Here is a 23,512-nt window from a genome sequence, read left to right as displayed (position 1 = left end):
TAATTTTGTCACACGACCGCAAAGGAACAGCTATGAAAAAATTCTCTATATTGCTTATACCGGTTCTCTTTTCCCTTTCTCTTTTTGCCCAGAACTTAGATAAAGAGAAACTTCTTGAAAATATGATAAAAGAGTATGGAGGCAAGCAAGCCCTGCAAAATGCAGTAAGTTACATTCAGCACTGGAAAGTGACAAGAGCGAGCGACAAAACTATAGGCGCTGACACAAGAAGAGTTACCTTGCCAAAGAGACTCTACATAGATATAACCTATCCGGACAAAAGCGAAACAAGGATACTCGAAGGAACAATCGGAATAAAAGTTTTCAACAAAAGAGTAAAAAAACAGGCACGCGGCCCTATGCTCGATGCTATGAAAGTGCAGCTCATGAGGCTTTACAATCCTCTTGTATTGAAAAAATTCGCTGATGTTTTGAAAATAAGATCCGACGACAAATACTATATCCTGACACTTTCAAGAAACGGTGTGGAATGCGACTATTATGTAAATCCACAAAACTACCACATAGAGAAGACAGTAGGAAAACTGAAGATGGGACCTGGAAAAATGGAGTTTCTGACTATTTACAAAGATTTCTCAAAAGAGAGCGGTGTTTTGATGCCGCATACCGAGATAAAATATGCCGGCAGCGTAAACACTGCCACAATGAAACTTATAGATACAAAATTTGTCAGAATGAAAAAAGTATCTACTCATAGATACGAATCTATCTGACTTTTTTAATTTTTGCTAAAAAAAATCCGTCAAAAAGGCCATCAGGAACTATTCTAACAGCCTTTTTAAGTGACTCGTCAAACGCCCTGCCCTCCCAGAAAGTCAGGCCGCTTTTGAAATTTTCCAGAATGATGTCGGGTTCAGTTAAAAAAGCATCCGCTCTTTTTTCAAGAAGAAAATTCACCACCTCTTCATTCTCTTCAGGCGAAAAAGTACATGTTGCATAAACAAGTACTCCTCCCGGTTTCAGACTCTCCCACGCGGAGAGTATAAGTTCTTTTTGAAGCCTGCTGTTTCTGTAAACACGCCTGATACTCCAGTATTTTACGGGATTTTCTATTGAGAGATCGAATTTAGACTCGCTAGAACACGGTGCATCTAAAAGTACTTTGTCAAAATATTCTGGACATCTTTTGCCTATAGTTCTGCCATCTTTTTGATATGCTCTGATATTTTTCGCACCGCTTATTTTAAAATTTCTTTTCAGCATAAAAAATCTGTTTCTATCAGGCTCCACAGCAGATATCTTTCCTCTATTTTCAAGTAAAGAGCTCCAAAGAAGCGCTTTGCCTCCGGGAGCGGACGCCAGATCCAAAAGCCATTCATCTTCTTTGAGAGACAGCTCAAGAGCAGCAACCATTGAGGAGAGATTTTGTATATAGATTTTGCCATCTGTATATAGATCGGTTTTTATAAGATTCTGCCGCTCTTCCAAAGGCAATACGTAAGCATCCTCAAACCACTCTACCCTTTTGGGAACAATAGAGACTTTTTCAAGCTTATCAAGAACTTCATCATTTGTAGTTTTAAGCCTGTTGATACGAAAGCTAAACCTCTTTTTTGGAAGTTTTAGAGCCGAAATTATAGCTGGGTCTATCTTTTCAAGTCTTTCGAAAAATATTTTTTCGTTATTCTGTCTCTTCAATCCTAACCTTTTGCCCATAATTTTCAGTATATTATGCCATGTTATAATAAAAAGAAAAAGGCTTTATTATGTTTAAAGACAGAAAAGACGCCGGTAAGAAACTAGCCCAAGCTCTTATGAAATACAGAGATGAAAAACCTATAGTTCTGGCAATCCCAAGAGGTGGTACGGAGGTTGGTTTCGAAATAGCAAAAGCTTTGGATGCAGATTTTTCTCTCATCATATGCCGAAAACTCCCCTTTCCATACAATCCCGAAAGCGGCTTTGGAGCAGTTGTGGAAGACGGTACAGTCTTCATAAATAGAGCGGCAGCGGCAGGACTTGACGATGAAGAGATAAATCGTATCATAGAAAAACAGTTCCAAGAGACAAAAAGACGAATAGAGATTCTAAGAAAAGGCAAGCCTCTACCGCCACTTGAAAACAGAACCGTTATTCTTGTAGACGACGGGATAGCAATGGGCTCTACTATGACTGCCGCGGTAGAGATGTGCAAAAAGAGAGGAGCCCGAAAGATTGTCGTAGCCGTACCGGTAGCAGGCAAAAGAGCAATAGAGTTTTTCAGACATTTTGCTGATGAGATAATTGTCCTGGAATCTCCTGCAGATTTTCATGCAGTTGCACAAGTCTATCTAAACTGGTATGACGTAAGTGACAAAGAAGTTCTGGAAATTATGAAAAAATGGGAAGAGTATAAAATAAAAAGAGAAAAAGAAAATTAACACTCTCTTAACATATATCTGATAAAATGTCCAAAACAGAAAAAGGATGGATAATGTTAAAAAAAGCTCTTATTATGATTGCCGGTACATCTTTGCTCTTTGCAATGCAAAGCACAGACACCCCTTCAAAAACAGAAAAAATAAAAAAGTATAAAAAACATATGAAGATGAAAGGTTCGCCCTTTCTTATAATCGGAAAAATGCCACATCTAACAAAACTTGTCAAAAAACATTGGGATGATCCTAAACTGGCTCTAAGAGATGATCAAAAACCCAAACTTCTTAAAATCAGAAAAGAGACGATAAAAACTGTTATGTCTCTTGCCAAAGAGATAAGAGCACTTGAAAACGAAATAGCGGCTGCAGCTATGAAAGGTGAAATGCCGGAAAACCTCAAACCGAAAGTGGACAAATTGGCAAAACTTAAAGCCCAGGCGACAATGGCCCATATCAGATGTATCTACAACACGAAAAATGTTCTTGACGAAGCACAACTCAACTATCTTTTGAATTTGAAAAAGAGATAAACAGACCTCCCCTGTAATTTTTCGGCAAAATATGATAATATCGCATTAAAAATTACAGGGGATATTATTGAAAAAACTCTTCGTAACCGACCTAGATAAAACATTTTTAAGAACCGACCTTACTCTTTCGGAATACAGCAAAAAAGTATGGAATGAAAAAGCAAAAAACCATCTGCTCTCTATCGCAACCGCAAGAAGCCTCAAAACCAGTCTTCAGTTTCTGGATGGACTCAGTATCAATCTTCCTATGATACTACTTGACGGAGCGATGGTAGCGACGAGCGAAAAAAAACTGATAGCTCTTAACGCTCTTTCAAAAGAGATAACAGACTCCATAATAGCAGAGGGAAAAAAGTTCGATATTCTTCCTTTTATCGTAGGAATCAACGAAGGAGTCAACGAACTTTTTCTATATCCGGAAAAAACCAACATCTACCAAAAAGAGCTTTTGGCAAAATACAAAAACGACAGCCGCCTTACAAATATCAAAGATATAAAAGGGATAAACAAAAACCTCAAAGTTGTCTATATGGGTGAAGAGAAGCATATGAGTGAACTGTCAAAAAGACTTAAAGAGGTATTCGCAAACGAAATAGAGATAAAACTTTCAAAAGATCCATATATAGACTGTCATTTCCTGACTCTGCTTCACCCAAAAGGGGATAAATCTCATGCCCTTGAAGAACTCCTTGAATATACAAAAAGCAAAAAAGAGCACCTGACAGTTTTCGGTGACAGCCATAATGATGTTGGAATGTTCAAAAAGGCCGGAAAAAGTGTAGCGGTAAAAAATGCGGTAGAAGAAGTGAAAAAGATAGCCCACATAGTCCTGCCGCACACAAACGACGAAGATGCGGTTGCCCGCTATCTGGAAAAAATTTAGAGGTTGAACCTTAAATTTTAAGGACGAAGGATGAAGGTATTTTCCTCACCCCTTCACTTCGTCACTTCCATATCAGCAGTAATCAGCAAGAAGGCCGGCTTTTAGCTGAGAATATGTATCTTCACCTTTAAGTTTTCTGACAATCTCAAGAGCGAAACAGATAGCGGTACCCGGTCCTCTTGATGTTATTACATTGCCGTCAACTACAACTTTTTGATCAGGGATATAACCTTCGATACCGGTTTTTTCTTCAAAACCGGGATAGTTTGTATGTTTTTTACCCTCTAATACTCCAGCCTCTTTCAAAGCCCATGGAGCTGCACATATTGCGCCTACCATTTTGCCTTCTGCATCAAGCTCTCTTATGATCTCTTTTACTCTTTCGCTATTTGCAAGATGCTCGGCTCCCGGAAGTCCGCCCGGAAGTACCATCATATCAAAATCACCGGCATTAACCTCATCAAGCGTTACCGGCACTTTTACTTTCAGTTTGCTGTTTGCACCCTCTATCTCGGTGCCACCTAGTCCGGCAACGGTTACATCTATACCCGCTCTGTTTAGAACGTCTATTATAGCCATAGCTTCTATCTCTTCAAATCCATCAGCCAGCGGTACAAGTACTTTTGCCATTTCGACCTCCTGTAAAGAGTTGTTATTTCACTTTTTCGATATATTCGCCCGTTCTCGTATCAACCTTTACAACATCTCCTTCAAGAATATGGAAAGGAACGTTGATAGTAACTCCGGTTTCAAGCTTCGCAGGTTTTCTTCCTCCGGTAGCCGTATCGCCTTTGAAAGCCGGCTGAGTTTCCACAACCTCAAGCTCTACAGTCATAGGAGGCTCTACTGTTATAGCTTTGCCGTTATGATAGAGAACCTCCACATTCATCCCGTCTTTGAGCCATTTAGCCGCATCTGCCACCTGTTCTCTTGTTAAAGTCTCCTGTTCATACGTCTGTGTATCCATAAAATGAAGATATTCTCCGTCGTCATAAAGATACTGCATCGTTTTTTGTTCAAGATCCGGCTTTTCACATTTATCGCCTGCATGGAAAGTCTTTTCAAGAACCCTTCCGTCAAGAAGAGATTTTATCTTTGTTTTTACAAAAGCTGCACCTTTTCCAGGTTTTACGTGCTGATATTCGACGATTCTGTAAGGTACGCCGTCAATTTCGATTCTAAGACCTTTTTTTAAATCGTTCATAGAATATGCCATAAATTTCTCCTATAGATATATAAGTAGCCAAATTTTACCAAAATTACTTGAAAAAACGGCTAAAAATGTAGAAAATGAGCGAGATAATGATGCTAAGCAGAATAGATGTAGTTATAGGAAAATAGAAAGTAAAATTCTCTTTTTTTATATAAATATCACCGGGAAGTCTGCCTATATACGAGACAAACAACCCGATGATAACAAGAACAGTTCCGGCAAAAATAAGAAATTTTCCAAATTCCGGCATTATTCCTCTTTTTTGGTAAAGTCCATAGCCTTTGTGTTATCCATCAAAACAGGTATAAAAATAAGTGACACTAAAACAGCTGCTACAGTTCCAGATATCAAAGCCACCCCCAGTCCGCCAAATATCGGATCGCTTGCAAGGAGTGCAGAACCGAGTATTATCGCAATGGCTGTCAGAAATATCGGTTTCGCTCTTGTAGCTGCTGCAACCGCTATCGCTCTTCTTTTTGACATATCTTTTTGTTCCATCAAAGACTTTGCAAAGTCTATAAGAAGCAATGAGTTCCTTGAACTTATACCCATAAGGGCGATAAATCCTATCAAAGAGGTAGCAGTAAGAAAAAATGTATCCTCTGTAACAAGATCAGCTACCCAGTGACCGAAAATCACGCCTATTATAGAGAGAAAACTTCCAAGCAGAACGATTCCGCTCAAAACATAACTTTTATAGTATACCACCATCAATATGAATATCAAAACAAGAGCCGCAATAAATGCAGTTCCCAGGTCTCTGAAAGTATCAAGTGTTACTTTCATCTCCCCGTCCCATTTCAGATCCAGCACTTCACCGGTCTTTTTATCAATAAATCTCAGATTGAAAAGATAGTCTGTTGTCGTTATATCATACTCATTTTTCAGTTCTTCCATTATTTTGTTTCTTGCATCTAGAAGCGGGTATACCTGAGAGACCAGATCGGTTTCTGCAATGACGTTAACCATTCTTTTGAGATTTTTATGCATTATCATAGGTTCGTTTTCAACCTCTTTTACATCTACAACTTCTTTGAGCGGTACCATCATACCCATTTTGTTCATCAGCTCAAAAGATGCCAGTTTCGCTTCCATAGCCTCTTTTGATTTTTCTGGCAGATTTTTGCTTTTTTCATCGAGCCTCAAAAATATATCTATCTGTCCCGGATAATCTTCCGCATTTTTTACCCCTACCGTCATACCCTCAAAAGCAAGATAAAGTATCTTGTTTACCTGTTCTACGCTGAGTCCGCTTTTGGCAATCTTCTCTTTGTTCGGTATAAGCTTGAATTTTTTAAATATCTCATCAGCCATAATATCCACATCTACAAGTCCATCTGTTCTTTTGAAAATATCGGCAACTCTTCCGGCAAGCTTTCTGATTGACTTCTCATTATCACCGTATATTTCGGCAACTACAGCAGCAAGTGTAGGAGGTCCTGCAGGCTGCTCTATCATTTTTATAGAGGTACCGGATACTACATTTTCGCATTTGCTCTGAATTACAGGTCTGAGTCTGTGGACCATATTGTAAGAGCGTTCTTCTCTTTCATGTTTGTCGGTAAGGTTTACAACAATCTCGGCCACATTTTCGCTCTGTTTAAATGCTGAGCCTTTAACAAGACCCGCATAATCAAGAGGTGCACCCTGTCCCAAAAATATCTCAATATCGGTAACTTCCTTCTCTTTTTTGAGGATATCCGCAACACACTGGGCAACGCTTTTTGTCTCCTCTATCGAGCTCCCGGTAGGAGCATCAATATATACCGAAAAAGTATTTGCACTTTTTCCTGGAAGCATCTTTGCAAGGACTATCTTTGTAGGAAGAAGTGCGATAGATGCTGCAAAAAGTATAACGGTTATTAATATTACCAGCAGTTTCCTGCTCTTTTTTTCTAATATCTTATAGACAAACTCTTCAAATCTTTTCACTTTGTCTCTCCTCTGTCTATATCACACGATTCTGTTTTATCCCCCTTCTGGAAATGGTGGTGATGATGATGCAGGCGCGGCTTTTTCAAAAGCTTTTTGGACAGATATGGCGTAAATATATATGCAATCACGAGAGATGCAATCAATGCAACAGGCACGTTGTATGGAATCGGTTTCATAAATTCTCCCATCATACCGCCCACAAACGCCATTGGGACCATAGTCAGAATAATAGCCAGTGTAGCTATATTGGTAGGAGGTCCTATCTCATCGGTCGCTTCTACCAGAATATCATCCATATCTTTATCAACCGCATCGTGTGAATGAAGATGCCTGTGGATATTTTCTATCACGATAATTGCAGCATCCACCAAAAGGCCAAGCGAGAGAAGGAATGCAAAAAGTGTAATTCTGTTTATTGTCTGCCCCGTCAAATAAGCAATAAAGAGAGTAATTGCCAATATGGCCGGAACCGTGAAGGTTACTATCAGAGACTCCTTCCATCCGAGGAAGAAAACAAGCATAACAGCTATAATAGCAATAGTTATAAGCAGGTGATCAACCAATTCATTGACGGCTTCGTTTGCCCTTTTCCCATAGTCTCTTGTAAGAACATATCCTATACCTTCTTTTTCAAGCATAGGTTTCAATAACTCCAACTCTTTCATAACGTCTTCTGCAACGAAAACCGCATTTGTTCCTTTTAGTTTTGAAACTGTCAGGGTAATCTGCTCTTTTTCTGTATTTTTGTTATTTTCACCCTTCATTACTATCTGGGCCGACTTGAAATTTTGAATATCTATACCGTCTTCAACCGTCGCTATATCTTTGATATATATAGGTGAGCCCATATATGAGGCAACCATAATATTTTTTACATCTTCAATGGAATCGATGGCATTTTTGACACCAAATATAACAAGCTCTTTTTTGTCTGTCTTGCTTTTTACTTCAGGCACCTCGACTGCAACGGCTCCTATTGCCTGCATTATCTGTCCCATGGAGAGATGGTACCCTTTCAGTTTTCCAAGATCAACAAGAACGTTAAACTGCCTTTTATGCGCACCTTTGAGCTGTGTCTTTGCAACATCTTTAACACGGTTTAGGCGATATTTTATATTTTTTATAATTTCATACATTCTTGCATCGGAAATATTCGAACCCTCTTTTTTGTAAAAAGCAAATGTCAAAATAGGAATATCTATATCAATATCAAAAGGTTTTATAATAGGTTGCATAACTCCTTTTGGCAAAAGATCCATATTCTGCATAACTTTGTCATAAAGTTTAAGGTTTGATATCTCTCGTTGTTGACCTATATAGTACTGCACATTGACTATCCCCACATTTTCCATAGCCATACCGTAGATATGTTCAATTCCTGAAATTTCTCTCAGTTTTTCTTCAAGAGGCTTGACTATAACATTTTCTATCTCTTTGGGAGTCCCTCCCGGCATAGGAACTATTATCGTACCGCCGCTTATAGCTATTTGCGGGTCCTCTTCTCTGGGAGTTATTTCCAAAGCCAGATATCCAACTGCCAGTATAAATATAGCCAGCATCGAAGTCAGCGGGTTGTGCAAAAAGGTTTTTGCCAGCTTACCGGCACTGTCTTTGGGAATAAATTTGCATTTTTTTTCTGCCATCTTTTGTCCTCGCTATTTTATAATGACTTCTGCATACATACCCGGGATAACAGTCTCTTTTTCACCTTTGTCAAAAGAGATTTTGACTTTGAACTTATGTGTCATAGGATTTGACGCGGGTATGACAGCGGCAATTTTCCCGGTTGTCTGAAATCCGATAGAAGGTATTAGAACATCAACTTTGTCACCGATTTTTATATGCTTCAGACTGCTCTCACCAACTTCTACCAAAATTTTAAGGTTTTCAAGGCTTGTGAGTATAAGAGCCGGCATTCCGGGCATTGCAATTTGACCCGCTTTTATGTTTTTCTGAATAATGACACCGTCGTTGGGAGCTCTTAGTTTCAGGTATTCATACTGATGCAATACCTCTTTCAGTTTTGCCTGTGCCTGCTTTACCTGTTTTTTGGAGATCTCAACCATGGCCTTGGTGTTCTTTTCGGCAAGCTCCATATTTTCCAGCTCATGCTTTGCAACCATTCCTTTTTTGTATAACCTTCTAAATCTCTCAAGATTTGTAAGAACGTTGTTGTACATGTTTTCATTCATCATAACGGCAAGTTTTGCCTGTGATATCATTAGTTCCACCTGTGTCTTTGCAAGATCTATCTCTTTGCTGTCTATAATATAAAGCAAGTCTCCTTTTTTTACTCTGTCACCTTCAGAGACATAAATTTTTTTGACAAACCCCATAAACCTGCTGGATATCATTTTGGTATCGTCTGAAACAACGCTGCCCGAAAGCTTCATCTCCGCTGCAAAAAGTCCGGCAGCCAAAAACAGTATTGCAAATATTTTTCTCATCTATTCTCCTTTATCCAGTATGCTTTCCAGTTCGAATACTTTTTCGTTGCGTTCAGTCTTGACTTTCAAAAGGTTCATCAATACCTTTATCTCTTCGGAGTGTTTTATAAGAACCTCATTTATACCTACAAGTCCCTCTTTATATCTCTCCTGATAGTTTTCATAAACTCTTTTTGCAAAATCAAGCTGTTTTTCATTGCTTTGTATATCATAATCTTTGCTTTTAACTTCAGTTTTTATTTTATTGATTTTAAGAGCAAGCCCTCTTTTCGCAAGAGAATACTGCTCATACACTTTCATTTTCTCTATTTTTGCCTTCTGTACACTCGCACTGGTCTCTCCACCGTTAAATAGATTCCATTTCATCTGCATGCCGACAGTATATGCGTCTTTATCGGTAAAGTCATTAAAAGGCTTATTGTCTGCGCTTCCGTATTCGCCAAATGCTCCCAAAGTAGGATAAAAGCCTGATTTTTGGAGTCTCACGTTCATATCGCTTATCTTCATGCCCAATTTGACTTTTTTAAGGTCTATAGTTTTTTCCACAAGCTCTTTGGTCTCACCCTCCGGCAGTCTGGCAAGCTCATCGGTATGCCTGATAGATTCGACCTGGGTACCCACTAAAAAAGAGAGAAACTGATATGCCAGATCTCTGTTTAGTTTTGCCTGATTCAGGAAACTTAAAACTTCAGCTTTTTTTGCCTGAACTTCTAAAAGATCAGTATCTTTCGCATATCCTTCTTCTATCATAGTTTGAACAATATCTTCAAGTTTTTCAATATTGCCGTAAAGAGTTTCTAGATTTGAGATAAGATTGTCAACCAATGTTATATCGTAAAAGGTCTTTTTAGTTTGGTAAATTTTTTCATTGATTATCTTTTTCGTATCGAGATGACTCATCTTTTCCATAGCCCTGGAAATCTTTTCGTACTGTGTAAGTTTTCCTCCCGTATAAAGCGGAACCATGTAGGAGAGTTTCGTCTGAAAATGGCTTCTGGCTTCAGGGTAGTTCAGAAGTTTGGGTTCTATGCCCAAAATCGAGTTCATATTTTGCAAATCCTGTGGGGTAAGAGACCCACTATTTGCCTGCCTCAATGCATATCCCATCGGGGCGAGAAATTCATCAAAACCGAAGTCGGCAAATGTGGCCTCCCTGCTTTGCAGTTTAAATCCAAAAACATTGCCGGCATCGTTTGAGCGCAATGCATTGAAAGTCAGATCAAGCATACCGTAGTTGTAGCTTTTTGCTATTTTCGTCTGAAATTTTGCAATATCTTCATTAAATTTTGCTATTTTGATATCGCTATTGTTTTTCTTCAGAAGTTCAATCGCACTATTCAAATCGAGATTTTGCATCCCCGCAAAAAGAGAGCCGTATAAAAAGAGCAAAACAAAAAGATATCTCATATATCTCCTCCATGGAATGATACTTTGTAAGTACATAATTATTTTACTAAGGTAGCAAATTATAATAAAGTGGGACTTAATTTTAACTTAATTAAATTTAAGCAATAACTTTGGCTTATAATACTGGGGTTTAAAAAAAGGGCAGAGAAGCCCTTGAAATAATCAAATTACGGCATAATGGACAGAAATACATGCTTTCAGAGCCGCAAGTTCCGAAATTGTTTTTTTGTCTACATCATCATCGACAATAATCACAGCCAGAGCCTGTCCATGCTCATCACGCCCAAGCCTGAAATCTGCTATATTGATATTGTTTTTGGCAAGAATCATGCCCACATCGCCTATGACACCTGGAACATCGGTATTTCTGAAGAATATCATTTTACCTTTAGGCTCTACATCGAGTGCAAAATTGTTTATCTCCACTATTCTTTGAACATTCTCTTCAAATATCGTTCCGCCTATCTCTATTACATCCTTGTCGGTTGTAAGTTTGACAGCTATCTTGTTTTTATATCCGGATATATTTGACTTCTTCTCGTAGCTTATGCTTATATCTCTCTCTTTTGCTACAAACTCGGCATTTACATAGTTTATCGCCTCACCAAGAGACTCTTTCAAGGCTCCCACTACGGCAAAAGTAGTCAATGACTTCAAAAAGTCGCCTATTTCACCCTCTGCAAATACTTTTATCGATTTTATAGCCCCTTTGTTTACCTGAGCCGCCAAAAATCCTATCTTTTGGGTAAGTTCCAGATAGGGTTTTACAAAAGGAGGAATTTCATCTTCTTTTATAGGAAGATTCAAAGCATTTGGATAGCTAACACCGCGTGCAGCTTCTATTGCCTGGGTGGCTGCCTGGGTGGCTATTCTTTCCTGAGACTCGACCGTATTTGCTCCAAGATGCGGGGTTACCGTCACATTATCCAGTTCAAGAAGCTTGTTGTCAGTAGCCGGCTCTTTTGCAAACACATCTATTCCGGCAAATTTTATTTTTCCGCTTTTAAGCCCATCATATAAAGCATCTTCATTATAAAGACCGCCTCTAGCACAGTTGATTAGAACTACACCGTCTTTCATTTTTGCAATCTCTTCGCGGTCTATCATATTGATGGTCTCTTTAGTTTTCGGTGTATGGATAGTTATCACATCACAGGCAAGAATATCATCAAAATTTGTAGTATATTTCACACCGAGATCCGTAGCTTTGCTCGGACTTATATAAGGGTCGTAAGCGATAACATCCATGCCGAATGCAAGTGCTCTGACTCCTACTCTGCTTCCGATATTACCAAAACCGATAATTCCCAGCTTTTTGCCTTTTAGTTCGTTACCTATCCAGTTTTCTCTTTTCCAGATTCTCTCAAGCTTTAATTGATTATGCGCATAGGGAAATGCTCTCATGCATCCTAGCATATGGGCTATAGTCAGCTCCACAGCGGCGATTGTATTTGCTGTGGGAACGTTCATAACGATTATCCCTCTTCTGCTGCATCCTTCAATATCCACATTGTCAACGCCGACCCCGGCCCTTACAATAGCTTTGAGTTTTTTCGCAGCATTCAAAAAAGGCTCATCAACATCGGTTGAGCTTCTTGTTATAACAACATCGGCATCAGAAACAGTTTCATATAAAGGCTCACCTTTTGGAATATCTGCTGCATTGACAAGTTCAATATCTTTCTCTTTTTCAAGAAGTTCTATGCCTTTTTGATGAATATGATCGCATACAACTATCTTCTTTTTACTCATCCGTTTCCTTTAAAACTATTTGTTCAATTTATCTTTTATAATTTCACCGAGAGTCAGTTTTTCATTCTGGCTGTTTATCTCTTTGAGCGCCTCTTTCTCTTTCATTTTATCGAGTCTTCTTACAGAAAGTCTTATTTTATTTCTTTTAGGATCCAATAGAGTGATCACGCCCTCAATTTCATCACCTTTATTCAGCTCCTCAGCTTTCAAAGGTCCAAGATCCTCTTTTCTTATCAGGGCTTCAATATCATTTGTAAGTTCTACAAACAGACCGAAATCTTTTATGTCTTTTATGATTCCTTTTACAATATCACCTACATTATGCTCTTTCGCATATATTTCGATAGGACTTTCGAGAAGTGCTTTTCTGCTTAGAGAAACTTTTTCTGACTCTTTGTCTATTTTAACGATTTTCACCTCAACTTCATCACCGGATTTCAATACATCTTTGCATTTTTCATTTTTGTTCCAACTGATATCTTGATTATGAAGAAGTCCTTCGATTCCACCAATTTTTATAAATGCACCGAAATCCGTTACAGAAGTCACCTCTCCTTTTACTGTATCACCGACACTGTATTTTTTAACAAACTCTTCAAAAGGCTTGGGAAGAAGTCTTTTCAACGAGACTCTAAGTTTTCTGTTTTCAGGATCTATCTCAATTACTTCAACATCTATTTCATCGCCGGTATTTAGATACTCTTTGGGGTGCTTCGCTTTTTTGTCCCAGGAAATTTCAGATATATGCAAGAACCCTTCTATATCGTTTCCAAGATCAACAAATACACCGTAAGGCTCAATATTGCTTACTGTCACTTTTATAGCGTCACCCACTTCAAGCTCATCTTTGATCTCATTCCATGGATCGGGCTGTGTCGCTTTTATAGAAAGTGATAGTCTGTTTTTCTCTTTATTGAAATTTATTGCTTTAACACTGACACTCTCTCCTTCATTATAATACTTTGAAGGGTTAACAGGCCCTTTATAGCTTATTTCGTTATAATGAACAAGTCCCTCTATTCCTTCGGCAACTTCTACAAACATCCCATAGTTTGTAATTTTTTTGATTTTGCCTTCTATTATTTTATCTTCACTCAGTAGTTTATTTATAATCTCTTTTCTTCTTTTTCTTTCATCTTCTATATATTTTTTTCTTGAAATCACTATTGAACCGCTTAGAGGATCCATTTTTATGATTTTTGCTCTTATTTTTCTGTCATATTCCGGTTTTGCTTTCAGCAAAGAGAGTGATATAGGCATAAAAAATTGCACTCCTTCGCTTTCTACCACATATCCGCCTCTGTTTTTTCCTACTATATTGCCTTCTACTACAATATCTTCGAAATCATCTTTATGTTTTTCTATAAATTCGGCGGTTTTCTCTTTTGCTAGCGCTTTTTTGTGCGAAATAACCGGTCTTTCGTTTCTAAAACCCGAAATTAAAACTTTTAATGTATCTCCCACACTGTATTTTAGGTTGCCTTCTTCATCTTTGATTTCGTTAATGTTGAGTATGCCTTCCTGTTTTTCCCCAACATCGACCAAAACTTTTCCGTCCGCTTCCTGAATTTCGACAATATGTCCGTTTAACAGTTTCGATTCTCTCTTTTTGAAAGACTCCTCTAGCATTGCGGCAAAATCTTCATTCATTTCACCGTTATTCAAAATATCCTCTTTATCCATACCTTTTCCCTTGACCTTTTTTTCATTTTTTGTTCAATTTTTTATGATTTAATCGACAAAAATTTAGACATTATACTTTAAAATCCCTTATTTTGCCAATAATCTTCTCAATTATCCAATCAGGAGTTGAAGCTCCTGCCGTTATACCACATATTTTTTTATTTTCGAACCACTCTTTTTTGAGTTCGTTCTCATCTTCTACAAGATAACTGTCTTCACAGTTTTCCTTACATATGTTGTATAGCTGTTTTGTATTGGAAGAGTTTTTCCCTCCCACCACTATCATCACATCAGCCTCTTTTGAGAGATCTTTCGCAGCACTCTGATTTTCAAAAGTAGCGTTGCAAATCGTATTGAAAACTCGTACTTCTTTATAATTTTTAACAAGATAGTCTACTATTTTGAGATATTCATCTATTTTTCTTGTAGTCTGGGCAACAACAGCAACCTTCTCCTTCAACCTTTTGCCTTGAATCTGCGAAACATCAAGAATAACGTGAGGATTTTCGGCGTAACTCATAACACCTTTGATTTCAGGATGCTGTATATCACCGAAAATAACGATATCGTAACCCTCTTTACTCATCTGCTCTACTATCTGCTGCGGTTTTGTAACAAACGGACAGGTAGCATCGATGATATTGAAGTTTTTCTCCCTTAGATTTTCAAGGTCATTTTTTGGTATCCCATGTGTTCTTATAATAACATCGGCACCATTTTCAAGATTTTCACTGGTTTCGGCCACTTTTACACCATATTTTTCTTCCAGTCTCTTTATCTCTCGCTTATTATGAATCAATGGACCGAGTGTATTGCTGTTTTTACTCTCTTCGGCTATTTTAATAGCCCTTTTTACGCCGAAACAAAATCCGTAGCTTTTTGCAAGTCTAATTTCCACTCTCTACCTCTGCAATTTTTTTCAGTATCTGGATAAAATTAGGGAACGATGTGGCGATACATTCGGTATCCTCCACTCTCATTCCTGACAGAAGACCGGCAATCAAAAAGCTCATGGCTATCCTGTGATCTCCATAACTATCTATTACGGCCTCTTTGAAAGAACCGCCTTCAATCATGTATCCGTCTTCAAACTCTTCTGTTTTTATACCACATTTTTCAAGATTTTCAACCACACTTTTGATTCTGTCGCTCTCTTTGACTCTCAGCTCTTCGGCATTTGAAACTCTGCTTGTGCCCCTGGCTACTGCCATCGCTATGGAGAGAGCGGGGAGTTCATCAATAAGCCAGGCGATATTCTCGCTTACTTCCACACCCTTCAAAGGAGCATATTCCACTATTATATCACCTATCGGTTCATATATATTCTCTTTTTCAACAAATTCTACTTTGGCACCCATTCTCTTCAAAACATTATACGCTTCTATACGGGTAGGGTTTAAAGTTATATCTTTTAGCACTACTCTGCTTCCGGGAACAATTGCGGCAGCAACAGCAAAGAAAAAAGCACTTGATGGATCAGCCGGAACTCTTATGTTAAGAGGCTCAAGAGGATTTTCCATAGGTGAAACGGTAATGTGGACACCTCTGTTTCCGGATCTCTCGCTTCTGATATCCGCACCCATGCCTTTGAGCATTCTTTCGGTATGGTCACGGGATAGTTCGGGCTCACTGTATCTACATACCCCGTCTGCATGTAAAGCCGCAAGTATCATTGCGCTTTTGACCTGAGCCGAAGATATTTTGCTCTCGTACGAAAAAGCTTTCAGCTTTCCCCCTCTGACAGCAAGAGGTGCAAGATTACCGTTTTCTCTTCCGTCTATTTTTGCACCTATGCTTCTTAAAGGTTCAGCAACCCTCTTCATTGGTCTGCGTCTAAGATATTTGTCCCCTGTCAAAACAAAAAAACCTTCGCAGCTTGAAAGCAATCCGCAAAAGAGCCTCATGGCCGTACCTGAATTGCCGCAGTCAAGTATATCGTCGGGTTCGCGTATTTTATCTGGTGTTATAACAATCTCATCATTTTTCTCTTCGATTGTTGCACCAAGTTTTGAAACTATATTGAGCGTATTGAGCGTATCTTCGGCTCGAAGATAATTTCTGATTACGGAAGGTTTGTCTGAGAGAAGAGAAAACATAGCACATCTATGTGAGATTGATTTATCCGGAGCTATATCGGAAATTTCAATATTAAAAGGGGCCGATTTTTTTACTTCTATATAGTTCATCTAAGTTCTGCTCCGATTTTTGCTTTCAGTTTATCTAAAATTTTCTCCAAAATTTCCGAAATCTCACTCTCTTCAAGAGTTTTTTCGTCCGATTGTATCAGGAATCTGACAGTAAGGCTCTTTTTCTCTCCCAACTCTTCGCTTTCATAAATATCTATTGGATAAAACCTTCTAACTTCTTCCGGAAGCTCTTCTTTTATGGCTTCTTTGACCTCTTTGAAAGTTATGTTTTTATCAATAACTACACTGAGATCTTTAAACGAGGGCTGAAACTTAGAATATTTTTTTGCTTCTTTAAGTTCAAAAGGAATTTTATCAAAAAAGAGTTCGCATATATATGTGGGTGGAAGTTCAAGCTCTTTTTGTATTGACAGGTGAAGCTTGTATATAACTCCAACTTCATCTGAATCTACAACAACTTTGGCACACTGGTAAGGATGTGCGAGCAGATTATCCGGTTTTGTTTCAATAAGTTCAAAGTCTCCTATGATGGAAGATATTCTATTTGCAAATGTTGCAAAGTCTATAAATTCAGGTTTTCCAAGGTTGCTTACCGAGTCGTTCTCTTTAAAGCCGCTGAATATGAACGACAAAAAGATCTTTTCATTTCTATCCGAATCAAAAACTGTTCCGGTTTCAAAAAGTCTGACACTTTTTTTACCAAAATTCATATTGTTTCTGGCCTGTTCCAAAAGCCCGGTAGCCAAAGTCGTACGCAAAGTATTTAATTCATTTGTGATAGGATTTATCAACTCTTTTTCAGGCTTTATCGTCTCAAAACCATATTTTTTCAAAATATCTCTGTTTGTAAATACATAATTTACCGTTTCATAAAAACCGGCTGCTACAGCTCTTTGTCTCAGCTCTTTTCTCTTTTTGAATTCTTTGTATGCATCGTTTATTCTGTTTTTTTCTTCAAGTTTAAACGGTTTTGCTTCTATATTGTCTATACCTACAAGTCTGACTATCTCTTCTGCAATATCCTGTTCATTTTCTATGTCGTGCCTGAAAAGCGGTATTTTAACTACAAGATTGTCGTTTTCTGCTTTTGTAACCTCAAACTGCAGTTTTTGTAAAATTTTCACGATTCTGTTTTTATCAATTTCCTGTCCTATAAGGGAATTTAGATTTTCCAGATTAATGTTTATGATCTTTGGAGATACTTCGGTTATTATCTCATGCGTTCCGGCAAATATTTTAAGTGCCGTATATTTTTTGAACAGTGAGCACAGATAGTCAAGACCGAAAGCAAGATTGGGTTCGCTTCCTCTGCTACTTCTGTAATAGACCCAGTCCGTTTCAACTTTCTCTTTTGCTTCAAAAACTTTTTTGGATACGGTTTCAGGATCTATATAACTCGCTTCTATTATAAAATATTCATCTTTTTTTAGAGGTTTGGACTCTTCTATCTGATTTACTCCCACCATGGAAACTTTTTTGGAGTCATAGACCGAAGTGAAGCCCATCTCATCTCTTTTTATCTCTATCTGAGCACTTTTTTCGTCTTTTTTGAATATCTCGTAACAGTAGCTTCTGAGAATCACGCCTGTCGAATATGTAGCATAAAAGGCAAAATCCTCTATCGGACTTTTGAACGACTCTTCAATAATGGAAAGTCTCGCTTTGATTTTCAGAGGAAGAGACTCTACATCATTTGAATAGACTTTATACATCAGGCTGGCATCGATATTGTTCTCATGCTTCATATGCAAAACTCTGCCTATACCTATCTGCAATTCGCCTTTTTGTAAAAACTCCTCTTCAAAAGATTTAACAGGAAGGTCAAACGCAGCTGAAAGTTCTCTGGCAATACCGCAGATACTCAGGCAGTCTCCTCTGTTTGCGGTAAGCTCTATTTCGATTATCTCATCATTCAGTATCGGATACTCTCTTAGTTCTCTGCCAATTTCAAGTCTGCCTATACTTTCATCAAGCACCAAAATTCCCTCTTCGATTTTTGGAAGCCCTATTTCGGTACTTGAGCATATCATTCCGTCACTCTCAACACCTCTTAGCTTTGCATGTTTTATTTTAAAATTGCCGGGTAAGAGCGCACCTATCGTAGCAACAGGCACAAACTGACCCTCTTTGATATTTTTGGCACCGCATACTATCTGCCTGACAGCACTTCCGATATCAACCTGGCATACACTAAGTTTATCGGCATCAGGATGTTTTTTACATTCCAGAACTTTTCCTATAACTACTTTTTCGGGAATATCAATCTTTTTGTATTCTGCAACTTCAAGACCTATTTTGTTAAGTGTCTCCAAAAGTTTTTCAGTTTCAATTTTACCCAGGTCTATCCATTCATTCAGCCAGCTTCTGGTTACTATCATCTAAACTGCTCCAATAGTCTCAAATCTCCTTCAAACAAAGAACGAAGATCCGGTATTTTATGTATCAGCATCGCAAATCTTTCCACTCCAAGCCCGAAAGCATATCCGCTTACATTATCATATCCTACAGCTTTGAAAACATTCGGGTCAACCATACCGCATCCTAAAACCTCAAGCCAACCTGTCTGAGAACAGACTCTGCAACCTTCGCCTTCGCAGAATATACAGCTTATATCAACTTCTGCTGATGGTTCCGTAAACGGAAAAAAGCTCGGTCTAAACCTTACTTCTACATCTCCGAACATATATGTTAAAAAATCTTGAAGAAGAAATTTAAGATTAGCAAAAGATACCGCACCTTTTTCATCTACCAACAGACCTTCTACCTGATGAAACATAGGTGTATGTGTGAGGTCAAAATCTCTTCTAAATACCGCTCCCGGACTTATCATCCTGATAGGAGGTTTTGTGTTTTGCATCGTTCTTATCTGTACCGGAGATGTGTGCGTTCTTAAAAGCATATCATCTTTAAAGTAGAAAGTATCCTGCATATCTCTTGCAGGATGGTGTTTTGGAAGATTTAAAGCTTCGAAATTGTGAAAATCATCTTCTACCAACGGACCCGTCTGGATAGAAAAATTCATATGAATAAAATATTCGATTATCCTGTCCATTGTATCCCTGACAGGATGAATTGCACCTTTGATACCTGCAGGACTATATAAAGAGAGATCTATTTTTTCCGCTTTCAGAGCTTTTTCAATCTCTTCTTTTTCCAAAGCTGCTTTTTTTTCGTTTAAAACTCTGTTTATTTTTTCTTTAAATTCATTAAGCTCTTTTGCAACTTTCGGTTTTATGTCATTTGGCAGATTTTTTAGTTTTGCGAATTCACTTGCCAAAATGCCTTTTTTGCCAAATATTGCAACTCTTATTTTGTCGAGCTCTTCAAGGCTCACAGCGTTTTTAATTTTTTCTATCCACTCTTCCAAGGATATCCCCTTTCTTTTAAAGCGTGCCCGAATTCTATTACAAAGTTTATTATAAAAAGATTAGCAACTCTTCTTACACATTGTGGTGTAATTGGATATAATTATACTAAAAAGGAGTTTTATATGTGTATTTTTTGCAAAATTGTTACAGGCGATATTCCAAGCAATAAAATTGATGAAAATGATGAGTTTCTGGCATTTCACGATATAAATCCAAAAGCTCCCGTACATATCTTGATAATTCCTAAACAGCATATAGAAAATTTCCAAAGTACTCCCCCTGAAGTTATGGCAAAAATGACCCCTTTTATACAGGAGATTGCAAAAAAAGTAGGGCTTGACCAGACAGGTTACAGACTTATCGTAAACAACGGAGAAGATGGTGGTCAGGAAGTCATGCATCTTCACTTTCATATGCTTGGCGGAGCGAAACTGAAATGGCCACACCTTGCTCCGGATACTGTGAAAAAAAATATTTAATACTTTGGGTAAAGCAATATCAGCTTTACCCCTTATCACTCATATTTTCTAGCCAATTTTCAAAATACTCTATCTGTTCCTCTACTCTTTTTACAGATGTGGCTCCCTGAGAGTTTCTGGAATTCATAGAGTGTTCAAGCTGCAAATACTCCATCACATCCTCTTTTATTCTATCATCGATACTTTTTAGCTCTTCAAAACTCAGATCACTTATATCTTTGCCGTTCTTTTCGGCAAGTGCAACGGCTCGTCCTGTTATAAAATGGGCTTCTCTGAAAGGTATATGACATTTCTCCACAAGATAGTCAGCAAGGTCTGTAGCAGTCAGATGTCCTGTTTTGCAGGCTTTGTACATGTTTTCTTTGTTTATTTTCATACTTTTTATAACTTCATTAAGAATAATAAGTGAAATTCTGGCTGTTTTTACACTGTCAAAAACACCTTCTTTGTCTTCCTGCATATCTTTGTTGTATGCAAGAGGCAACCCTTTCATAACGGTAAGCAAAGAGATGAGATTTCCGTAGACTCTGCCGGTTTTACCTCTGAGAAGTTCCGGAACATCAGGATTTTTCTTTTGTGGCATTATGGAACTTCCTGTTGCATAGTCATCACTTATCGTAATAAATTTGAATTCATAGCTCGACCAGAGTATCAACTCTTCGGCTAGCCTTGATATATGCATCATCATAGTGGCAATATTGAACAGAATTTCAAGCGCAAAATCACGATCACTTACACTGTCCAGGCAGTTTATCGTCGGAGCATCAAAACCCAGCTCTTTTGAAGTAAACTCTCTATCAATAGGATGCGGTGTACCCGCTAGAGCTGCACATCCAAGCGGAGAAAAATTGTTTCTTCTGAAGCTGCTTTCAAATCTCTCCACATCTCGTTTAAACATTGATGCATAAGCCAACATATGATAGGCAAAAGATATAGGCTGCGCATGCTGAAGATGTGTCATTCCAGGAATCAGAGTACTTTTGTGTTCTTTTGCAACTTCTACAAAAGTATCAATAAGATTTAAAAGGAGCTCTTTTATCTCTTTATTCCTTCTTTGTACATAGAGTCTGAAATCCAAAGCTACCTGATCATTTCTGCTTCTGGCAGTATGCAGCTTTTTACCGGCATATCCGATAATCTCTGTAAGTCTCTTTTCAACTGCCATATGTATATCTTCATCGGATATTTCAAATTTGAATTCGCCCTTTTCTATCTCATCTCTTATCTGACCTAATCCTTTGATAATATCTTTTAGTTCCTCATCAGTTAAAATACCCTGCTTATTCAGCATTTTTGCATGTGCTATTGAGCCTTCAATATCTTCTTTATATAGCTCTTTATCAAACATAAGTGATGCATTGAATTCATCAAGGAGTTTGGAAGCGCTTTTTTCAAATCTTCCCGACCACATCTTTGCCATTAAACACCGCCTAATATTTTTTGTAGAATGATAACAAAAAAGAGAGGCTATTTGAAGGGGCAAACATAAATAAAGAATATAAACTACAATGGTTATTCAGAAGGTCAATATACAAAATTAAGCTTAATTACAGGCAGGAACGTTGCCGCTGTCTTTTGCATATTTTTTGAAAAAATCAAGCAGATGCCTGCTCTCTTTTTTAAATCTGTCACCACTGAAATATTCATCTGCCTGTTTCTTTTTTTTATGTAATTTGGCGATTTTCTCTCCTCTTTTCTCGAATAAAACTTCCCATTCCTCCATATTCATTAAAGAAGATACTTTAGATCCAGACTTGTGGCACATTTTGCAATGTTTCATATAAGCTCTTTGGCCTTTGTAAACAGAAGAGAAAAGAGGAATAGAAATAAATAATAAAATAATTTTTATTAATAGTACTTTCTTCATCGACAACACCTTTTTTAGTTATTATTTAGATGGTTTCTTAATATATGCTACATAAGTATTTATTATATCAAGCTTAGCCATTGAAGATTTGACAGAAAGAAAAGAATAAAGGCGCAAATATAAGTTATCATAATATATTCATTTTATGAAGTTAGTAAAAGAATTTTATATTTTACAGGAGGGTAATTTAAAAATAGAAGAAAAACCTGGCCTGGCGCCGACCTACTTTTCCACACCCGAGGGGTGCAGTATCATCAGCGATGCGGAGCTTAGCTTCCGGGTTCGGGATGGGACCGGGCGTTTCCTCCGCTCTATAGGCACCAGGACAGAAAGAGTAAAAGCTTCGAGAAGCCCTTAATCTTTCTGTCATTTTCATTTTGGTTTTGTATCAAAGAACAAAAACTCATTGTTAACAGCCCAAATAAAGATGCAATCTCTTTAAGTAACTCAGTAAGGCGGCATACGCCCAGATCTTTTATATGTAAGCCGAACGGACTATTAGTACTGGTCAGCTAAAGGCCTTGCAGCCCTTACACACCCAGCCTATCAAGCAGGTAGTCTTCCTGCGTCCTTCAGGGAAGGCTCATCTTGGAGTCGGCTTCCCGCTTAGATGCTTTCAGCGGTTATCCGTTCCGTGCATAGCTACCCAGCGGTGCCCTTGGCAGGACAACTGGTACACCAGTGGCACGTCCACCCCGGTCCTCTCGTACTAGGGGCAGCTCTCCTCAGCCTTCCTACGCCCACGGAAGATAGGGACCGAACTGTCTCACGACGTTCTGAACCCAGCTCGCGTACCGCTTTAAATGGCGAACAGCCATACCCTTGGGACCTGCTCCAGCCCCAGGATGCGATGAGCCGACATCGAGGTGCCAAACCTCCCCGTCGATGTGAGCTCTTGGGGGAGATCAGCCTGTTATCCCCGGGGTACCTTTTATCCTTTGAGCGATGGCCCTTCCACTCAGAACCACCGGATCACTAAGACCGACTTTCGTCTCTGCTCGAGTTGTCTCTCTCACAGTCAGGCTGGCTTATGCCTTTATACTCTCCAGACGATTTCCAACCGTCTTGAGCCAACCTTTGTAAGCCTCCGTTACTTTTTAGGAGGCGACCGCCCCAGTCAAACTACCCGCCAGGCATTGTCCTCCATGTGGATAACACATGCAAGTTAGCCATCAGAATAAGGAAGGGTGGTATCTCAAGGTCGCCTCCACCCGAACTGGCGTCCGGGCTTCTCAGGCTCCCACCTATCCTGCACATCCTTATCCCGATGGCAGTGCCAAGCTGTAGTAAAGGTCCACGGGGTCTTTCCGTCTTTCCGCGGGTAGGAGGAATTTTCACCTCCACTACAATTTCACTGGATCCCTGGTCGAGACAGCTCCCATCTCGTTACGCCATTCATGCAGGTCGGTATTTAACCGACAAG

The 23,512-nt window shown here is 38.6% G+C and carries 21 protein-coding genes and 2 rRNA genes (1 of these 23 cut by a window edge); 5 read left to right on the top strand and 18 right to left on the bottom strand.

Annotation, left to right across the window (positions count from 1 at the left end):
- Positions 1–32: 32 nt before the first annotated feature.
- On the top strand, positions 33–734 hold the full coding sequence (locus tag EPR_RS03370) for a hypothetical protein (RefSeq protein ID WP_200763869.1): 702 nt from the start codon (positions 33–35) through the stop codon (positions 732–734).
- Here the strand turns inward: EPR_RS03370 and EPR_RS03365 are convergent.
- Positions 727–1,659: an RsmB/NOP family class I SAM-dependent RNA methyltransferase gene (locus tag EPR_RS03365; RefSeq protein ID WP_234697170.1), complete on the bottom strand. Its 933-nt coding sequence runs from the start codon at positions 1,657–1,659 to the stop codon at positions 727–729. The genes EPR_RS03370 and EPR_RS03365 overlap by 8 nt on opposite strands.
- A gap of 68 nt (positions 1,660–1,727) precedes the next feature.
- Here EPR_RS03365 and EPR_RS03360 point away from each other — a divergent pair, with 68 nt between their 5' ends.
- From EPR_RS03360 to EPR_RS03350, 3 genes are all read left to right on the top strand, one after another.
- Complete coding sequence (locus EPR_RS03360) at positions 1,728–2,381, top strand: phosphoribosyltransferase (RefSeq protein ID WP_200763867.1); 654 nt, start codon at positions 1,728–1,730, stop codon at positions 2,379–2,381.
- A 53-nt stretch (positions 2,382–2,434) separates the two neighbouring features.
- Positions 2,435–2,908, top strand: a complete 474-nt coding sequence (locus EPR_RS03355) for a hypothetical protein (protein ID WP_200763866.1) — start codon at positions 2,435–2,437, stop codon at positions 2,906–2,908.
- A gap of 67 nt (positions 2,909–2,975) precedes the next feature.
- Entirely contained in the window at positions 2,976–3,791 is an 816-nt protein-coding gene (locus EPR_RS03350) for an HAD-IIB family hydrolase (protein ID WP_200763865.1), read from the top strand.
- A gap of 72 nt (positions 3,792–3,863) precedes the next feature.
- On the opposite strand, the gene EPR_RS03345 is transcribed toward EPR_RS03350, so the two are convergent.
- The 13 genes from EPR_RS03345 to pheS all read right to left on the bottom strand — a co-directional run bounded on the left by EPR_RS03345 (position 3,864) and on the right by pheS (position 19,742).
- Positions 3,864–4,421, bottom strand: coding sequence for a DJ-1 family glyoxalase III (locus EPR_RS03345; RefSeq protein WP_200763864.1), 558 nt, complete (start codon positions 4,419–4,421; stop codon positions 3,864–3,866).
- Positions 4,422–4,443: 22 nt separating this feature from the next.
- Positions 4,444–5,007, bottom strand: a complete 564-nt coding sequence (efp, locus tag EPR_RS03340; RefSeq protein ID WP_200763863.1) for an elongation factor P — start codon at positions 5,005–5,007, stop codon at positions 4,444–4,446.
- Positions 5,008–5,050: 43 nt separating this feature from the next.
- The gene (locus EPR_RS03335; protein ID WP_200763862.1) at positions 5,051–5,254 is read right to left on the bottom strand and encodes a DUF2905 domain-containing protein; all 204 of its coding nucleotides are present in this window, start codon (positions 5,252–5,254) and stop codon (positions 5,051–5,053) included.
- Complete coding sequence (locus tag EPR_RS09280) at positions 5,254–6,936, bottom strand: efflux RND transporter permease subunit (RefSeq protein ID WP_200763861.1); 1,683 nt, start codon at positions 6,934–6,936, stop codon at positions 5,254–5,256. The genes EPR_RS03335 and EPR_RS09280 overlap by 1 nt, the downstream gene beginning before the upstream one ends.
- Positions 6,933–8,582, bottom strand: coding sequence for an efflux RND transporter permease subunit (locus EPR_RS09275; protein ID WP_200763860.1), 1,650 nt, complete (start codon positions 8,580–8,582; stop codon positions 6,933–6,935). Before EPR_RS09275 ends, EPR_RS09280 begins: the two co-directional genes overlap by 4 nt.
- 12 nt (positions 8,583–8,594) lie before the next feature.
- The gene (locus tag EPR_RS03320; protein WP_200763859.1) at positions 8,595–9,386 is read right to left on the bottom strand and encodes an efflux RND transporter periplasmic adaptor subunit; all 792 of its coding nucleotides are present in this window, start codon (positions 9,384–9,386) and stop codon (positions 8,595–8,597) included.
- A complete protein-coding gene (locus EPR_RS03315; RefSeq protein WP_200763858.1) occupies positions 9,387–10,793 on the bottom strand; it encodes a TolC family protein in 1,407 nt (468 codons plus the stop codon). It abuts the gene before it with no gap.
- A gap of 162 nt (positions 10,794–10,955) precedes the next feature.
- A complete protein-coding gene (serA, locus tag EPR_RS03310; RefSeq protein WP_200763857.1) occupies positions 10,956–12,545 on the bottom strand; it encodes a phosphoglycerate dehydrogenase in 1,590 nt (529 codons plus the stop codon).
- A 15-nt stretch (positions 12,546–12,560) separates the two neighbouring features.
- Entirely contained in the window at positions 12,561–14,228 is a 1,668-nt protein-coding gene (locus EPR_RS03305) for a 30S ribosomal protein S1 (RefSeq protein WP_200763856.1), read from the bottom strand.
- A gap of 70 nt (positions 14,229–14,298) precedes the next feature.
- Complete coding sequence (locus EPR_RS03300; RefSeq protein ID WP_200763855.1) at positions 14,299–15,126, bottom strand: 4-hydroxy-3-methylbut-2-enyl diphosphate reductase; 828 nt, start codon at positions 15,124–15,126, stop codon at positions 14,299–14,301.
- Entirely contained in the window at positions 15,116–16,414 is a 1,299-nt protein-coding gene (aroA, locus tag EPR_RS03295) for a 3-phosphoshikimate 1-carboxyvinyltransferase (protein ID WP_200763854.1), read from the bottom strand. The genes EPR_RS03300 and aroA overlap by 11 nt, the downstream gene beginning before the upstream one ends.
- The gene (pheT, locus tag EPR_RS03290) at positions 16,411–18,753 is read right to left on the bottom strand and encodes a phenylalanine--tRNA ligase subunit beta (RefSeq protein ID WP_200763853.1); all 2,343 of its coding nucleotides are present in this window, start codon (positions 18,751–18,753) and stop codon (positions 16,411–16,413) included. The genes aroA and pheT overlap by 4 nt, the downstream gene beginning before the upstream one ends.
- Positions 18,750–19,742 carry a phenylalanine--tRNA ligase subunit alpha gene (pheS, locus tag EPR_RS03285; protein ID WP_234697169.1) on the bottom strand — a complete coding sequence of 331 codons (993 nt, stop codon included), beginning with the start codon at positions 19,740–19,742 and terminating at the stop codon, positions 18,750–18,752. Before pheS ends, pheT begins: the two co-directional genes overlap by 4 nt.
- Positions 19,743–19,865: 123 nt before the next feature.
- Here pheS and EPR_RS03280 point away from each other — a divergent pair, with 123 nt between their 5' ends.
- Positions 19,866–20,222, top strand: coding sequence for a histidine triad nucleotide-binding protein (locus EPR_RS03280; protein ID WP_200763852.1), 357 nt, complete (start codon positions 19,866–19,868; stop codon positions 20,220–20,222).
- A 25-nt stretch (positions 20,223–20,247) separates the two neighbouring features.
- Here EPR_RS03280 and argH read toward each other — a convergent pair whose 3' ends face one another.
- The 4 genes from argH to EPR_RS03260 form a co-directional block, all read right to left on the bottom strand.
- On the bottom strand, positions 20,248–21,642 hold the full coding sequence (gene argH, locus EPR_RS03275; RefSeq protein ID WP_200763851.1) for an argininosuccinate lyase: 1,395 nt from the start codon (positions 21,640–21,642) through the stop codon (positions 20,248–20,250).
- 123 nt (positions 21,643–21,765) lie between these two features.
- A complete protein-coding gene (locus EPR_RS03270; protein ID WP_200763850.1) occupies positions 21,766–22,002 on the bottom strand; it encodes a hypothetical protein in 237 nt (78 codons plus the stop codon).
- Positions 22,003–22,298: 296 nt separating this feature from the next.
- Positions 22,299–22,414, bottom strand: a 5S ribosomal RNA gene (gene rrf, locus EPR_RS03265).
- Between the two features lie 152 nt (positions 22,415–22,566).
- Positions 22,567–23,512: ribosomal RNA gene (locus EPR_RS03260) — 23S ribosomal RNA — on the bottom strand; it runs 2,271 nt beyond the window's last position.

This window comes from Nitrosophilus alvini (genome assembly GCF_015100395.1).
GTDB classification, from domain to species: domain Bacteria; phylum Campylobacterota; class Campylobacteria; order Campylobacterales; family Nitratiruptoraceae; genus Nitrosophilus; species Nitrosophilus alvini.
This window is presented reverse-complemented; position numbering and strand designations above follow the sequence as displayed.

Bases quoted from the DNA above. Each gene is read 5' to 3' on its own strand.
- EPR_RS03305 (WP_200763856.1), bottom strand. From the start codon at position 14,228: ATGGATAAAGAGGATATTTTGAATAACGGTGAAATGAATGAAGATTTT.
- EPR_RS03335 (WP_200763862.1), bottom strand. From the start codon at position 5,254: ATGCCGGAATTTGGAAAATTTCTTATTTTTGCCGGAACTGTTCTTGTT.
- serA (WP_200763857.1), bottom strand. From the start codon at position 12,545: ATGAGTAAAAAGAAGATAGTTGTATGCGATCATATTCATCAAAAAGGC.
- aroA (WP_200763854.1), bottom strand. From the start codon at position 16,414: ATGAACTATATAGAAGTAAAAAAATCGGCCCCTTTTAATATTGAAATT.
- EPR_RS03270 (WP_200763850.1), bottom strand. From the start codon at position 22,002: ATGAAACATTGCAAAATGTGCCACAAGTCTGGATCTAAAGTATCTTCT.
- EPR_RS09275 (WP_200763860.1), bottom strand. From the start codon at position 8,582: ATGGCAGAAAAAAAATGCAAATTTATTCCCAAAGACAGTGCCGGTAAG.
- efp (WP_200763863.1), bottom strand. From the start codon at position 5,007: ATGGCATATTCTATGAACGATTTAAAAAAAGGTCTTAGAATCGAAATT.
- EPR_RS03360 (WP_200763867.1), top strand. From the start codon at position 1,728: ATGTTTAAAGACAGAAAAGACGCCGGTAAGAAACTAGCCCAAGCTCTT.
- EPR_RS03355 (WP_200763866.1), top strand. From the start codon at position 2,435: ATGTTAAAAAAAGCTCTTATTATGATTGCCGGTACATCTTTGCTCTTT.
- EPR_RS03320 (WP_200763859.1), bottom strand. From the start codon at position 9,386: ATGAGAAAAATATTTGCAATACTGTTTTTGGCTGCCGGACTTTTTGCA.
- EPR_RS03315 (WP_200763858.1), bottom strand. From the start codon at position 10,793: ATGAGATATCTTTTTGTTTTGCTCTTTTTATACGGCTCTCTTTTTGCG.
- argH (WP_200763851.1), bottom strand. From the start codon at position 21,642: ATGGCAAAGATGTGGTCGGGAAGATTTGAAAAAAGCGCTTCCAAACTC.
- pheT (WP_200763853.1), bottom strand. From the start codon at position 18,753: ATGATAGTAACCAGAAGCTGGCTGAATGAATGGATAGACCTGGGTAAA.
- EPR_RS03370 (WP_200763869.1), top strand. From the start codon at position 33: ATGAAAAAATTCTCTATATTGCTTATACCGGTTCTCTTTTCCCTTTCT.
- EPR_RS03345 (WP_200763864.1), bottom strand. From the start codon at position 4,421: ATGGCAAAAGTACTTGTACCGCTGGCTGATGGATTTGAAGAGATAGAA.
- EPR_RS03280 (WP_200763852.1), top strand. From the start codon at position 19,866: ATGTGTATTTTTTGCAAAATTGTTACAGGCGATATTCCAAGCAATAAA.